The following is a 14,036-nucleotide window of genomic DNA, read 5'->3' on the forward strand; positions in this document are numbered from 1 at the left end:
GTAACCGCAGAATGTGAGGTAACAACATTAACAACTCCTACCGCTACCGATAATTGTGGAGGAAGTGTAACGGTAACTAATAATGCTACATTACCCATTACAACTACCACGGTAGTAACCTGGGCATATGATGATGGAAATGGAAATATTACTTTCCAAAACCAGAATGTAATTATTGACGATACTACACCGCCTGTGCCAGATGTAGCTTCATTACCAGATGTTACAGCTGAATGCGAGGTAACATTGCTAACAACACCAACCGCTACAGATAATTGCGGAGGAGCGGTCACCGTAACTAACGATGCTACCCTTCCTATTACTACCCAAGGTACTACCGTAGTAACTTGGACATTTGATGATGGCAATGGAAACACTGTCACTCAGAGTCAGAATGTTGTTATTGATGATGTTACAAATCCTGTAGCTGTATGCAATAATATTGAGGTAATACTTGATTTAAGTGGTTCGGCAACAATAACTGCCGCACAAATAGATGGAGGATCTACAGATAATTGTGGAATTGCTTCTGTAACTATTGATAATGATACGTTTACATGTACAAACGTAGGGTTAAATACAGTAACACTCACAGTAACCGATATTAATGGAAATACCGATACTTGTGAAGCTACTGTGAACGTTAGTTCTGATGGGATGGCTGTTGCATCAAATGACGGTCCTGTTTGTGCAGGTGAAAACATCCAGCTTAGCGAAACCAGTGGTATTGCAACATCATGGACATGGAGTACTGACGGAAATGCAACTTTTGATGATGCTACAAGTCAGAATCCAATAGTGAGTAATGCTTCAAATGGAGAGGTTTTCACTGTAGAGATCACTTTTTCTGGTGGTTGCACCGCAAATACTACAACAACGGTTACCATTAATGAGACACCGGTTCCAGGTGGAGAAGGCACACAAGAATTCTGTCAGGATATTGATGCAACTTTAGCTGACATTTCTATAGATGCAGATGAAACAATTATTTGGTATGCAAGTGCAACTGGAGATACTACGCTTAATGAAGACACTCTCTTAGTAGACGGTATCACTTATTATGTATCTCAATTTAATGAAACTACTGGTTGTGAATCTTTAACAAGATTAGCCGTTACCACAAGTTTAATTAATTGTGCTGATATAAGCACATTCAAGAAAAGAGCATTCTCGCCTAATGGAGATGGAGTAAACGATACCTTTAGAATAACAGAACTGTATGACAACTATCCTAATTTCAAATTAGAAGTTTACAGTCGCTATGGTTCTCTCCTTTATAAAGGTAATGCTTCCACCCCAGATTGGGATGGAACCTCCAAAGAAGGCAGTGCACTCTCTGATGGTATACTTCCTAATGGAGTTTACTTTTTTATAATAGACTTTGGAGATGGCGAAACGAAGCCTTTTCAGGGAATTGTTTACTTAAACCGATAATCTTTAGAAACTAAATAGAATGAATAATTTTAATTTTTTCCAACTTAAAAACTGTTTTATACTGTTGTTGTTTCTTTTGATTTCAAACGGAATAAAAGCGCAACAAGATCCTCAGTACACACAATATCTTTATAATTTGAGTATTGTGAATCCGGCATATGCAAGCGATCAAGAAGGACTCCTCAATCTTGGAGTACTATATAGAGCACAATGGAGCGGAGTTGATGGAGCACCCAAGACATTTAATGCTTTTGCCCATGCACCGCTAGGGAAGAACATAGAAGCAGGAATCTCAATTGTAAGAGATGATATAGGAGATGGAGCGCTTATTGAAGATAATATCAATGTAGATTTTGCATACGTACTTCAATTAGCCAGAGATAGCAAACTGTCTTTAGGAGTCAAAGCAGGTATTACTAATTTTAAATCTGACTTAAATGGTTTTGTTTTTGATGATCCGCAAGCAGACCCTGCGTTTAATCAAAATATAAATGAGAGTTTTGGAAATTTGGGTGTAGGTGCCTTTTATTTTGATAATAAGTTTTTTGCTGGTTTTTCTGCATTAAACTTGTTGAAAGCAAAACATCTTAATAAAAGAGATGGCCTAGTAAACCGTGGTAGTGAACAAACCCATTTTTATCTTACCAGTGGTTATACTTTTGATGTTAACGGTGACTCTTTCAAATTAAAGCCAAGTGTTTTGTTAAGAGGTGTAAAAGGAGCTCCATTGATTGTAGACCTAAATTTAAATGCAATTTTATTTGATAAATTTGAATTTGGAGTAGGATATAGAACTACAGAATCTATAATTGGTATGTTTAATTTAAAACTAACTCCACAAACACGTATTGGTTATGCTTATGATTATAGTTTCAATAATCTTGGAGATTTTGGTTCAGGGTCTCATGAGGTTTTCTTGCTATTTGATTTTGATCTAACTAGAGTAAAATAAATATTCTAAAATACTTTACTAAAAAAAGGGCTAATTAGCCCTTTTTTTAGTAATCATTTATAACTTTTCCACTGGTATCAACCGTATTTGTTGTTTCTCCCATGCCTTGTAAAGTGGTTTATTTTCCTTATCGTAAAAAGGCCATTGACTATTAGTAATATAATAGAATCCTAGCTCTTCCTCATAAAATCCATTTGTAGGCTCTCCTTTTACTTTTAGTCCGTTGTCTAATAAATCTACCGTCAATACTTGATCGTTTAAATACATAATTTTCACTACTCGTTTGGGCGTAGAATTATTTTGAATTGCTAATAATTTGCCAGTACTCAAATTATAAAGTCCATCGATTCCTTTTAAAAGGTATTCCTTTGAGGTTAGCCACATCATGTTATTATCATTCTCCAATTCAACTATCAAAATTCCTTTTACATAGTCTGCTACAAATAATTGTCCTCTTGCCCTATCTAATGTAAGCCCTTGTAAATTTACTCCATCCATTATTCGAATAGTTTTCACTATTTCCTTTTTGAGAATATCAATGACTAGAATCTCTGGAGTAGCTGAATTAGAAGCATAGAGCATATTATTCTCTCCTAAAACCATGCTGCCTACTATTGTTTCTTGAGGAAGTGCGATCTTATCAACAATGGCCCCGGAGTCTACATTCACTTTACAAATAAAAGGACGAGGAGGTGATTGATTTTTATTTTTAAATTGAGCTAGCTTTGCTGTTGATATCCATACTTCATTACTTTTATCTCCTTTTATGATGCCTAAGGCAGATAAAGGCATCTGTACCAACAATGTTGTTTTATTTAATTTGCTATCGTATTGGTATACATTGCCTGAATGGACATCTGTAAAGAAAAAACGAGAGCCAATTTTTACTAAATCTTCCAGATGAAACGAATCAGAAAAACTCCCAAAAGAATTACTACTTACAGTTAAAGCTTTATATTTATCCCGCTCACTGCTTAAGATATTAGAATAGTCATCATCAGATAGTAAAGCGTTTAAATTTTTATCTTCTTGATATTTTAAAGCTGCATTCCATGTTAAAAGTCGTTTTAAAATAATCATTGCTTCCTCCTCCTCATCCGTTAAGGCATAACCCACCGCTAAATTATACAAGAATGTTGGCTGACTCGGGTTTAATTCAATTGCTTTTAAATTAAGATCCTTAAACTTTTGGTAATCTTTAGCTTCATAAGCTTTTAAACTTTCTTTATACAAATATTCAAGATTTTGCCCCTTTATTCCTAAAAGGAAAAACATAAAAAAAAGAAGAGATATTGATTTCATATAGCAAGGTTATTAATTCGCTGTAACAAGTTACATTAAAACTTTTCAAAATCATCTTAAGAAAAACTTAAGCTAACTGAAAAAATGTTTTATTGCGCATTGATTTAATCTTTGGTTGAATTTAGTTTTACTACGGAGCTACCATTTACCAATACGTCTGCCAAAACTGCATTGCCCTTCTTTACATAAACCAAAGCAAAAGAATTGTTTGCAATAGTATCTCTTTGAGCTTTTAGATAAGCTAACTCTGCATCATATGCTTTTGTTTCTTCCATATAAAATCGGTCAAAAGGCAAATGAAAATTCAACACCCCATTATAATAGTCCCTAGTATACGCCGTTACATAATCATCTGTATCTATAGGCCTTTCTTTATTTATGCCAACTGCCTTTGCAAAGCCTAGAGAATCTTCTTTTATTGAAACATATACTTCTTCATTATAAGCCCAATCAGAGTTGTCTGTAGGAAAGCTTCTTATTTCGTAATTTAGTATAATAAAGGCTCCTCGAAAAGGATCTGTTGGATCTATTGGTTGTGTTTTAAATCTATATGCCTTCCCCGAAATTAGGACATTTTCACTATCATAAATCATTTTTAAGGGAATAGCCCATTGCATGGCAAAAAGTAATACTGATAAAAATATAATGACTTTTGTTTTCATTACTATAAATTCTAAATTAACGTTGAAATGTTTTCTCTAGTTCCTGTTTCTTTTTGAGCATTAAATAGTTTGCTATAAAAAAGCCTATCCCAACACTTACAAAGATAATTCCTCTCAGAACGAAACTTATATCTGTATCAAAAAACCTACACATTATAAGTGCTACAATTACCAATAATCCAAAATTAAATATTCCTAAATTCACTTCTAAAGCTCCATTTCTAATGAAAAGAACACCCATTAAGAAAATTAATAAATTCACAAATATTGTTGCTAAAATTGCATCAAGTGTACCTACAAAAAAGATTACTGTAAAAACCAAAGGAACGTAAAGTAGTGGATTAAAACCTTTATTGGATTGTATATGCTTCAAAATAAAAAGAAGAAGGATCACAAACATCCCAACAGAAATATAAATCTCAACCTCATAACGAAAAACTTCATTTGGTAATTTCTTCCATACATCATTAAAACTTGTGATTAACAAAAGTATTATCATCCCCAGCACTCCCAAAACCTTAAATCCGTTTTTACGTAAAGAATGACTACTTAGCATCTTTAAGCATCCTACCTGATAAAGAATTCCGAATAACAAAGCATACATTAGAAATCCTATTAATTCATTGTTATCTATAAAAGTCCCTAAGGAAATAATAAGGTTTAAGGGCAAAATCCAATTCATTATAGCTGTCATGTTCCCTTCATTATCTTGTTTGATAAGATTGAAATAGAATGGAACTACCCAAACAAAAAGCAGGCCATAAAACCACGGAATTTCAGAACGATATCCATATCCCACTAGAACTACCCACCAAGTGGTGAAAACCAGATGTAATAGGGTTAATGATTTTGATTTCAATAAATATATCAAAGGCGCACAAAGTAGCATCCAGGTAAAGAGAAAATCTTCCATCTTTCCTGGTAAATGGTAGATTTGACTGATTAAAGAAATTGAAGTTCCTACAGAAAAAAACAATAAGGTGCCTGATGATTCTTTCAAAACTTCACCTTTTTTTCTCATTGAATAAATTACCAAAAGCTGCGTTATAGCTAATGGAATAAAGGCAATGATTGTTTTAGAAACTTTAGGAAATGAATCCCAATTATGGGCCAGAATAAGAATAATTCCCAGCCCTATCAAAATAGCGCCTAAAACCCCTGAAATTAGTAACAATCTATTGGGCCTTCGCACAGCTTTCTCCTCATACCACAAACGTATTTTAGTGGCGGTATCAGAACTAATTACTTCCTGATCTACCATCTCAGGTAAATCTTTCAAAAATCTAACACTCATAATTATGGGTTCTTAGGTGATTTAATTTAGTGAAAATAAACGGATATACCCTGCAGATTCTAAAAACCACTCTAGAATACCGCAGGGTTCTCCTCTATGAAAACTAATCGTTCTTTTCCGAAAACAACTGAAGATCGCGAGTATTTTTTTGTACTGCTATAGCCGAAAAAAGACTCAATGTAAACGCTATGCCGTAAAATCCTTTTTCGCTAAGCAGTAAATCAGCGTTCCAAAGACCAACAATTAACAATAAAACAGCCGCTATGGTTGCAAACCAACTTATTCCATAATACATATCTGTTACGGGTAAGCCTTCCAATCTATCCCTAACACTTTTTTGAACAGAGATAACAGAAAAAAGACCAAAAAGTAGAATGGTAAAATAGTATCCTTTTTCATTAAGAGCCATCTCAGCATTCCATAAGCCTATACAATAAGAAACCATCCCTGTAAGAACAGCAAGCCATGAAGCTCCTATAAAAGCGGGAGTAGGTTTTCTAGCGTCTAGAGGAGTTTTAACCTTCTCTTCAGTTGAAAGATCTGAATAATCTTTAATAGCAGTTTCTTTTAATTTTTGTGATGCAATCGGGTTCATAATTTGTGGTTTTTAGTATTGTTTATAGAGCAAATATGCGAACCAAAAACTATTTTCAAAAATTAAAATAACTATATTTATGACGATTTATAAATATGTAAAATATATTAAAATATTGATTTTAAGGTAATTAAATTCTAATAAAATAACGATTTAAATGAACAACTTAACCGCTGTAATTGAAAAAATGAGTAATGAGCAGCGACATCGTTTTATAATTTATCAAAAACAAAAGAACAGACGATCAGACACTCATAACATTCAACTTTTTAAGTTAATAGCTTCAGACAAAGGAAAAAAAATTACTTCTGAAAAAATTTATGGGGAAGAAAATAGCGCTGCTTTTAATGCTCTTAAAAAAAGACTATTTGATAGCTTAATTGAATTTATAGCTGTAGAAGGTTTTGATAATGATGCAACCAACGAAATGGAACTCCTGAGACTACTTCTGGCAGCCAGAATTCTATTGAAACAACAACAATACAAAACTGCTTTTAAGTTACTCAACAAAACCATTTTAAAAGCAGAACTGTTAGAATTATATGGTCTTGCAACAGAAGCCTATCATACCTATATAGAGTATTTACATAAAGATAGTTCTGATAATGGACAACATATCTTCTTAAAAGCTCAAAAAAATATTGAAAAATTTAAGGAAGCAGAAACATTACATATGAACTTTTCTTTATTGCGAAAATTACTTTCAAAAAACCAAAACGAAAGTATTCCCGCGAACTTAAGTTCACTTTTAGAATCTTTGTTTACTAATAGTTTTACCTCACAACACTCGTTAACCTATAAATCCTTATGCCAACTTATGGATATTAGCAATGAATATGCTTCACTTTATCAGAACTTTCATTCAATTACTCCTTTTATGGAAAAAAGCTATGCGTCTATCTCCAAAAAAGAATCGTTGTCGGAACATCACCTTTATTATCACATACAGGTTATTTATTTTATGGCAAACCTATATTTTCGCAACAGAGAATTTAGCACTTCCCTTCACTGGCTAAGCAAGATGCAACTACTTATGCAGCAAAAAAATGCCACATACCAAAACCGATTCTTATTAAAATACACCTTACTTAAAACACTTAATTTACATTATGCCAATCAAACTAAAGAAGCAATTTCGGTATCTGAAGAAACTTTGAAAACGATTTTGAAACCTGATATTGGAGATCATTATAATTTGTTACTTGCGCTTGCCATGTACTATTTTAACATCAATGAACTTAAAAAAGCAATGGCAATTTTTAGAATTTGGAATAAAACAGACTCTTGGTATGAAGAACGACTCGGAAAAGAATGGACTCTAAAGAAGAATTTATTTGAGATTATCCTTCATATAGAAATTGAGAATAGCGAATATGCCCTAACTAGAATTAAAAGCTTCAAAAGAAGATATCGTACTTATTTTGAGAAGGTAGAAGCTAAAAATGCATTTGTATTTCTAAAATTAATAGAACAACATATCAAATACCCTGAAAATACCCGAAGCGAAAAGTTTATTACAAATGCTGAAAAATCAATAGCCTGGAAAGAACAAAATCAGGAAGATATATTTGTGATGAGTTTCTATGCCTGGTTAAAGAGCAAGATGACTGGAAAATCTCTACCAGAAGTGCTGCAAAATTTAGTTCAATCATAAATTTAGATAAAAAAACAATGCCAAAAACTTTTAGCTTATTAACAAATAAGTAGTAAGAGAAGTAACATATTTGGCACAAATTTATACCTTCTAATTGTTAAACAGAAACTACTCTTTAAACCATCCATTTTATTAAAATACGCTAGTATGCACTTTATGGTTTAAAATATTAATATATAATGTATGCACCACTTAAAAATAACTTTCACCTGTGTTTATGAATTTTTTTTATTATTTTAATAGAAAAATATATTATGGATAATGAAGGACAAAACAATAATGATGAAATGTCAGAGTCAGCAGGGTCAGAAATTTCTGCTCAAAACTCAAACAACAGGGCTAATAGCCCAGCTGTTGTAACAGACGATGGCTCTATTGCGAGTACAGATTATGATTCTGATTTAACCTTAACCTCTAGCGTTATTGAAGATTTTATGAACAATAAAAGTATGAGTGAATCTACTGTTGACACCACTTTAAGCTCTAATACAGACAGCACAAACATAGATTTTAATAAGCCTCCTAGCAATGCTGAAATTATGCAGCTTTATGATGAACTTGATAACATGGTGCCTGATAAAGGTGAGGGAGTGATTAAAGTTGAGAATGCTTCTTATGATAAAAGTTCCTTCTTAAGACCTCAAAATGAGAATCTTCAAAATACAAACAATAAGAACCCTAATAAACAAGAAGTAAAAAATAATAGTAAGAACAACAAATCAAAACGGAAGTCAATTTAATAACAAAATTATCTTATAATTTGTATACATTAATAATTTGCCAATGTAAATTCTAAAATCACTTTACTTGTCAATACTCATTCTAATTTGATTTAAACTTTTTAAATCAAATTAGAATGACTTCGATACTTATAACATAATTATCTAGCAACATTAATGCTCAAAAATATGTGACAAGAACATCGTACAATGCAGTTACCTAGACAGCTAAGAAATCTATATTTATTTTTCCGTAAGAGATGTTTATACAGCGCTTATAACTACATTAAAGAAGAAAGTTACGTGTTGTTTTTAATCTATATTGTGGTTCTCAAAAAAATAATGAATTTTCAAGGTTGCACCTTTTTATAAAAAAATCTTTTTACTTATCCTTATTTCCTGTTAGACCGTCGTTCAGAAAAGTTACTAATGAGATTGAATGCTGTTGCATAATATACTCGGAACTCATTTAACTCTCCTTTCAGAGATTTGTCACAAAACAATACAAAAAAATTTAAGAGTAATCTCAATTACTCTAAAAAACAAACCTAACAATATACATACTAAGCTATATCCTTTCTATTATTTTTAGAATAAGAGATCCTGTTGTTAGCAACAAATAACAACTTTACTAATTGAAAAGAAAGGAATTAGCCATAAAAATCCAACAAATAAATAATACTAGACTTAATTCCAAAGGCGTTCATAATTGACAAAATCTAACCAAGTTCTATTTAGATTTTATGAAAATTATAACATCTCTATTTGAAATTCAAAGCATTCCTACACGACTACCCTTGCATTACTAACCAAAAAAAACAACCATGTATAATAGCACAAACACCCCAGTACTTATTTATGATGGCGTTTGTAATCTCTGTAATGGAGTAGTTGAATGGGCATTAAATGCTGCACCACATAAAACTTTTGATTTTGTCCCTTTCCAGTCACAAAGAGGTCAACAACTTCTGAAAAAATATAATTTCCCCTTAGAAAGATTAGACACGCTCATTTATATAGAAGGAGATGATATTACCACGCACTCAGATGCTTTTCTAAGAATGACTCTGCTTTTACCAAACTACAAATGGCTAGGAAACACTTTAAAATGGATTCCTTCATTTTTAAGAAATAGCCTATACAAAACTGCTTCCAAATATAGAATTCAATGGTTTGGCAATAGAACTAAAAGCTGTACCGTAGTATTTTAAATCAGCTATTCTGTATTCAATTTGGTTATTCATCTATTTCACAGATTGTAAAAACTTAAGAATCTTAAGTTCTCTTTTTACTTGATTTACAATAATTAAGCCTATCCCAAAAAATACAAAAACTCCGCTTATTTGTATATAAAGGTAGAATCCTGATGATAGGTTTTCTTTAAAAAGTGGCATCATAGAGATAAAACTTATTATATAAAGAAGCAATAATAAAGGTGTAAACACAAAATGAATTTTTCTTCTCCATTTGTAAAAGATAGCTCTTTCTTGATGATGGTGCTCAAAATCCTGAGTTATTTTAATTGCTTTAAACCGCCTCATACTTAAAAGCTCAAGAATTAAACGTACTAAAAGTACTGCTCCCATAATACTTAATGCTATGCTAGTTCTATTGCTTTTCCATGCAGAGATGTAAAAGAAAAACCATATAATAACAATACATGAAATAAGTAGTATCAATTGCGTCCAAAAATGTTCACGTTTCATTTCTTTGGTCATTTTTTTTGCTTTATGTAATAATTCCGTCTTATCTAAAGCAGCTACACTTTCTTGTTGCTGCCATATATTTTCAATGTTCTTAAAATCAGTCATGATGTACACAATGAGTTAAACTTTTTTTAATTCTATGAATTCGCACTCGCAAAGAGGCTTCTTTAATACCCGTTACTTCTGAGATCTCCTCATAAGTAGTCTCTTCTAAAACCAACATAATTATCATTTTATCTAAAGGAGAAAGTTTTTCAATACACTTGTATAATTGATTCAATTGTTCCTCCTTCTCATTAGCATCCGCAGTAGCAGCTGGTTCTATAAAGGTTTCCGATTTTTTTTCTCTTTTATAAACTGCTTTTCGTTTTTCAGACAAACATGTATTTACTGCAATTCTATAAATCCAAGTACTTATTTTGGCTTCGTTTCTAAAGTTTTCCAGATGTTGCCATGCGCGAATAAAGACTTCTTGCGCCATATCTTTAGCCATGGCCTCGTCTCCAATAAAATATCCCTTACACAGTCTAAACACCTTCTCGTAGTGCGATTCAAATATCGTTTGAAATGTGGCTTCTCTTGTCACTATTTTATTAATTCAGAAGAAATGTGTTTCATAAACCATTCTGGTTGATCATACATGATAAAATGAGCTGAATTTTCTGCATACAATATATTCTTTTGGGGTAAGTTTTTGTATTGCTTCTCATACTGTAATAATATCATCTCCTTATTAGGATAGGTAGCAGCTAAGATAGTTACTGGAATTTCAATTTTCTTAATCGCTTCCCGAAGATCTAATTTCAAAAGATCTGTATATCCATGTACGTAAATTTCTCGGTCACTTTTAATAATCCAATCCGTTAACCGTGAATGCAGCTCTTTATTTAATGACATGTATGAAGCCATTTGAGTCGCCATTGTTTTAAAACTTTCGCCATCCATATTTAAAACATTGTTACTATAAGGATTATCATATACGATAGATGCTGCTTCAAAGTTAGGAATCATTAATGCTCCTATAGAAGGTAATGCGTCTACCACGATCAACTTTTTAAAAAGTATTCCTTCCTCAGAAGCCATCCATAAAGCAAGTGATCCTCCCAAGCTATGACCAATAATGGTAGCTTTATCAAGCTCCTTCTCTTTTACATAATTTAGTAGAGCATCTTTTATTTTTGGCAACCATGGTAGTTCAATAGCAGGAACATCTCCAAATCCTGCCAAAGTAAAAATATGACACTCATAATTTTTATTCAATTGGGCAACAGTTTCATTCCATACCTCTCCAGTACAGGTAAAACCGGGAATTAACAATATAGGAGGACCACTGCCCGATACAGTGACCTTAAATTCATCATATTGTGCATTGGAACTAATAGCAATACTCAAAAACAGGAAAAACAAAACAATCCTAGATACTTTCATGATTTAATTTTTTTATGATTTACCCTTTTGATGCATTCCTATCGTATTTGTTACAAACAAAATGAATAATTTATTATTTCAGAAAATTCATTTAATTAATTAGACCAATAGATACGTTTGAAAAATATAGATTCTGGCAATGCAAAAAGAAAGCAAATACTAGGCGCTGTAGTTAAAAGTAATTGAAAGTTTTACTAAAAAAAATACTACTAAGAAATCCTCTTTGGATTTATTTAAGACTCCAGAGGTAACGCAGATATAATGAAAAAGAGCACTGTGACGAACAGTACTCTTAATTACTAACTACTAAAAATTTAAAACTAACAAACCTTAGTCTTTTTGATAATTTTAAAATTAAAAGAATTACGCTTCTCATGGTTAGGGTGAATCCCCTTTATTACAAGGGTGTTTTTCCCTAGGAAAAGTAGTTAAGGCTAGCAGTATTTTTCTAAAAAAAGAATTGTATTTTTCTCAATAGACCTAAGGCTTTAGAGATATGAATCTCTACTGTTTTGGGTGATATTCCCATCAAAGTGGCAATTTCCTTATACTTGCGATCTTCAAAACGACTCAATACAAATGCTTGTTTACATTTTGGTGGCAACTGGTCTATTGCTTTCCTGAGTTTCTCCACACGTAACTCCTGAGCAGAAGTATCTGCTTCATAGTACTCATAGATAGCTTCTGCTTTTAACGTTTCTAACAAACTCCTCTGTTTTTTTTGTTCACGAAGATGCATTAGGTACTGATTATAAACGCTTTTGTAAAGATATTTTTTAAGGGATGTTTTTATTTGCAATTCAGTGCGTTTATTCCAGATATTGAGAAAAACCTCTTGCACTAAATCTTTGCAAAGCGCTCTGTCAGTAACTATTTTTGAAAGAAAAAAGCAAAGATCATTGTAATAATTTACATATAATTTTTCATATGAATTTGGATCTCCCCTTCGGAGTCCTTGAATGAACAGAACTTCTATTTGTTTAACTTTTCCCATGCCCTACTTATTGCTAAGATAAAAAATCTATTTTAAATAGGGGTTTTTAAAGTTTTCTGCATCTTACTATTAAAAGATCTCTTTATGGATAACATTCTGGATATAATTCAAAAGTATTTACACAATACCGCAACTATGTCCGAGATTGAGCAATTGGAACAATGGGTTCGATCATCCCCAGAAAATGCAGCTCTTTTTAAAGATCATGTATTCATTCATGAACGTAAGGTAAAAGCAAACGCTACATTTAATCCAGAAAAAGCATTTGAAGACTTCCTTCAAAAAACAAATAATACAACACAGCCAAAGATTCCCAATAAATGGATTGCCGTAGCCGCTATTGGTACACTTATTATTTTAATAAGTGTATTTAACAAAAAGCAAACATCTTCAACAAAAAGTCCTGAAATTGTTGAAACTTCAAAGAAAAATGAAGCTATTATACTTACCCTAGAAGATGGTTCTAAAAAAATATTAAACGAAAATGGGATGGAGGTATTTATTGACATTAGTGGAGACACACTTCGGCAACAACATGAGAATACTTTAACCTATCAAGAAAATAAAAAATCAACTCCTGGCAAAACAGGATATCACACTCTTGAAATTCCGCTTGGAAAAACTTTTAAAATCCAATTGTCAGACGGTTCTTCTATTTGGTTAAACGCAGGTTCCCGCTTTCGATTTCCTGTTGAGTTTGATAAAAATGGTGCAGAACGTAAAGTAGAATTAATTGGTGAAGCTTTTTTTGACATCACTAAAAACAAGAAACAACCATTTATTGTAAGTGCATCAGGAGTAGATATAAGAGTATTAGGCACCCGTTTTAATGTCTCTTCATATCAGGATGATAATCAAATTAAAACTACGCTAGTTGAAGGTTCTGTGCATATATTTGATCAAAAAGACCATCACAACAATACATTGATTAGTCCAAGTGAGCAATCGGTTTTTGATAAGTATTCCAACAAAATGGAAACTAAGGAGGTTAATGTAGATAAATACATTTCTTGGATCTATAACAGACTTTTCTTTGAAAATGATCCCTTTCATGAGATTGTTAAGAAAATTGAGCGCAGTTATGATGTGCGTATAGAGAATAAAAACGAAGAACTTAATTCAATTAGATTCACTGGAGAATTCGATATAGAAAAAGTAGAAGATGTCTTTGAAACATTCACTACCAATACACCTTTCAACTATAAAATTGAAAAGAATGAAATAACCATTAACAAATAAAAAAAAGAGGAGTGCGCCAACACTCCTCAATCACTTTAATGATTTAGTCATCAACTT

Annotated in this window: 14 protein-coding genes; 6 read left to right on the top strand and 8 right to left on the bottom strand. The window is 32.2% G+C overall.

Translation table 11 applies throughout. The features are described from left to right. Both WBG07_RS18285 and WBG07_RS18290 read left to right on the top strand, forming a co-directional pair. The coding region (locus WBG07_RS18285) for a T9SS type B sorting domain-containing protein (RefSeq protein ID WP_340203432.1) at positions 1 to 1,434 on the top strand (1,434 nt) is incomplete at its 5' end. 19 nt (positions 1,435 to 1,453) lie between these two features. Next, positions 1,454 to 2,386 carry a PorP/SprF family type IX secretion system membrane protein gene (locus WBG07_RS18290; RefSeq protein WP_340203434.1) on the top strand — a complete coding sequence of 311 codons (933 nt, stop codon included), beginning with the start codon at positions 1,454 to 1,456 and terminating at the stop codon, positions 2,384 to 2,386. A 57-nt stretch (positions 2,387 to 2,443) separates the two neighbouring features. On the opposite strand, the gene WBG07_RS18295 is transcribed toward WBG07_RS18290, so the two are convergent. From WBG07_RS18295 to yiaA, 4 genes are all read right to left on the bottom strand, one after another. Then, positions 2,444 to 3,688 carry a hypothetical protein gene (locus WBG07_RS18295; RefSeq protein WP_340203436.1) on the bottom strand — a complete coding sequence of 415 codons (1,245 nt, stop codon included), beginning with the start codon at positions 3,686 to 3,688 and terminating at the stop codon, positions 2,444 to 2,446. A gap of 104 nt (positions 3,689 to 3,792) precedes the next feature. After that, a complete protein-coding gene (locus WBG07_RS18300) occupies positions 3,793 to 4,350 on the bottom strand; it encodes a GDYXXLXY domain-containing protein (protein ID WP_340203438.1) in 558 nt (185 codons plus the stop codon). Positions 4,351 to 4,366: 16 nt separating this feature from the next. Further along, positions 4,367 to 5,644, bottom strand: coding sequence for a DUF2157 domain-containing protein (locus tag WBG07_RS18305; RefSeq protein ID WP_340203440.1), 1,278 nt, complete (start codon positions 5,642 to 5,644; stop codon positions 4,367 to 4,369). A gap of 103 nt (positions 5,645 to 5,747) precedes the next feature. After that, complete coding sequence (yiaA, locus tag WBG07_RS18310; protein WP_340203442.1) at positions 5,748 to 6,239, bottom strand: inner membrane protein YiaA; 492 nt, start codon at positions 6,237 to 6,239, stop codon at positions 5,748 to 5,750. Between the two features lie 157 nt (positions 6,240 to 6,396). Between yiaA and WBG07_RS18315 the strand changes: the two genes are divergently transcribed. The 3 genes from WBG07_RS18315 (at position 6,397) to WBG07_RS18325 (ending at position 9,823) form a co-directional block, all read left to right on the top strand. Beyond that, the gene (locus WBG07_RS18315; protein ID WP_340203444.1) at positions 6,397 to 7,893 is read left to right on the top strand and encodes a hypothetical protein; all 1,497 of its coding nucleotides are present in this window, start codon (positions 6,397 to 6,399) and stop codon (positions 7,891 to 7,893) included. Positions 7,894 to 8,180: 287 nt separating this feature from the next. Next, positions 8,181 to 8,633 (top strand): hypothetical protein, encoded by a 453-nt coding sequence (locus WBG07_RS18320; protein WP_340203445.1) that lies wholly within the window; start codon positions 8,181 to 8,183, stop codon positions 8,631 to 8,633. Between the two features lie 803 nt (positions 8,634 to 9,436). Beyond that, positions 9,437 to 9,823 (top strand): thiol-disulfide oxidoreductase DCC family protein, encoded by a 387-nt coding sequence (locus tag WBG07_RS18325; protein ID WP_340203447.1) that lies wholly within the window; start codon positions 9,437 to 9,439, stop codon positions 9,821 to 9,823. A gap of 33 nt (positions 9,824 to 9,856) precedes the next feature. Here the strand turns inward: WBG07_RS18325 and WBG07_RS18330 are convergent, their stop codons facing one another. The 4 genes from WBG07_RS18330 to WBG07_RS18345 all read right to left on the bottom strand — a co-directional run bounded on the left by WBG07_RS18330 (position 9,857) and on the right by WBG07_RS18345 (position 12,740). Further along, positions 9,857 to 10,423 carry a hypothetical protein gene (locus WBG07_RS18330; RefSeq protein WP_340203449.1) on the bottom strand — a complete coding sequence of 189 codons (567 nt, stop codon included), beginning with the start codon at positions 10,421 to 10,423 and terminating at the stop codon, positions 9,857 to 9,859. Beyond that, the gene (locus WBG07_RS18335; RefSeq protein ID WP_340203451.1) at positions 10,416 to 10,904 is read right to left on the bottom strand and encodes an RNA polymerase sigma factor; all 489 of its coding nucleotides are present in this window, start codon (positions 10,902 to 10,904) and stop codon (positions 10,416 to 10,418) included. Before WBG07_RS18335 ends, WBG07_RS18330 begins: the two co-directional genes overlap by 8 nt. After that, on the bottom strand, positions 10,904 to 11,746 hold the full coding sequence (locus WBG07_RS18340) for an alpha/beta fold hydrolase (protein WP_340203453.1): 843 nt from the start codon (positions 11,744 to 11,746) through the stop codon (positions 10,904 to 10,906). The genes WBG07_RS18335 and WBG07_RS18340 overlap by 1 nt, the downstream gene beginning before the upstream one ends. A 448-nt stretch (positions 11,747 to 12,194) precedes the next feature. Next, positions 12,195 to 12,740 (bottom strand): RNA polymerase sigma factor, encoded by a 546-nt coding sequence (locus tag WBG07_RS18345; protein WP_340203454.1) that lies wholly within the window; start codon positions 12,738 to 12,740, stop codon positions 12,195 to 12,197. 84 nt (positions 12,741 to 12,824) lie between these two features. Between WBG07_RS18345 and WBG07_RS18350 the strand changes: the two genes are divergently transcribed. Continuing rightward, complete coding sequence (locus WBG07_RS18350; RefSeq protein WP_340203456.1) at positions 12,825 to 13,979, top strand: FecR family protein; 1,155 nt, start codon at positions 12,825 to 12,827, stop codon at positions 13,977 to 13,979. Positions 13,980 to 14,036: the final 57 nt, after the last annotated feature.

It is taken from the genome of Ascidiimonas meishanensis (assembly GCF_037782385.1).
In the GTDB taxonomy this organism is placed as follows: domain Bacteria; phylum Bacteroidota; class Bacteroidia; order Flavobacteriales; family Flavobacteriaceae; genus Ascidiimonas; species Ascidiimonas meishanensis.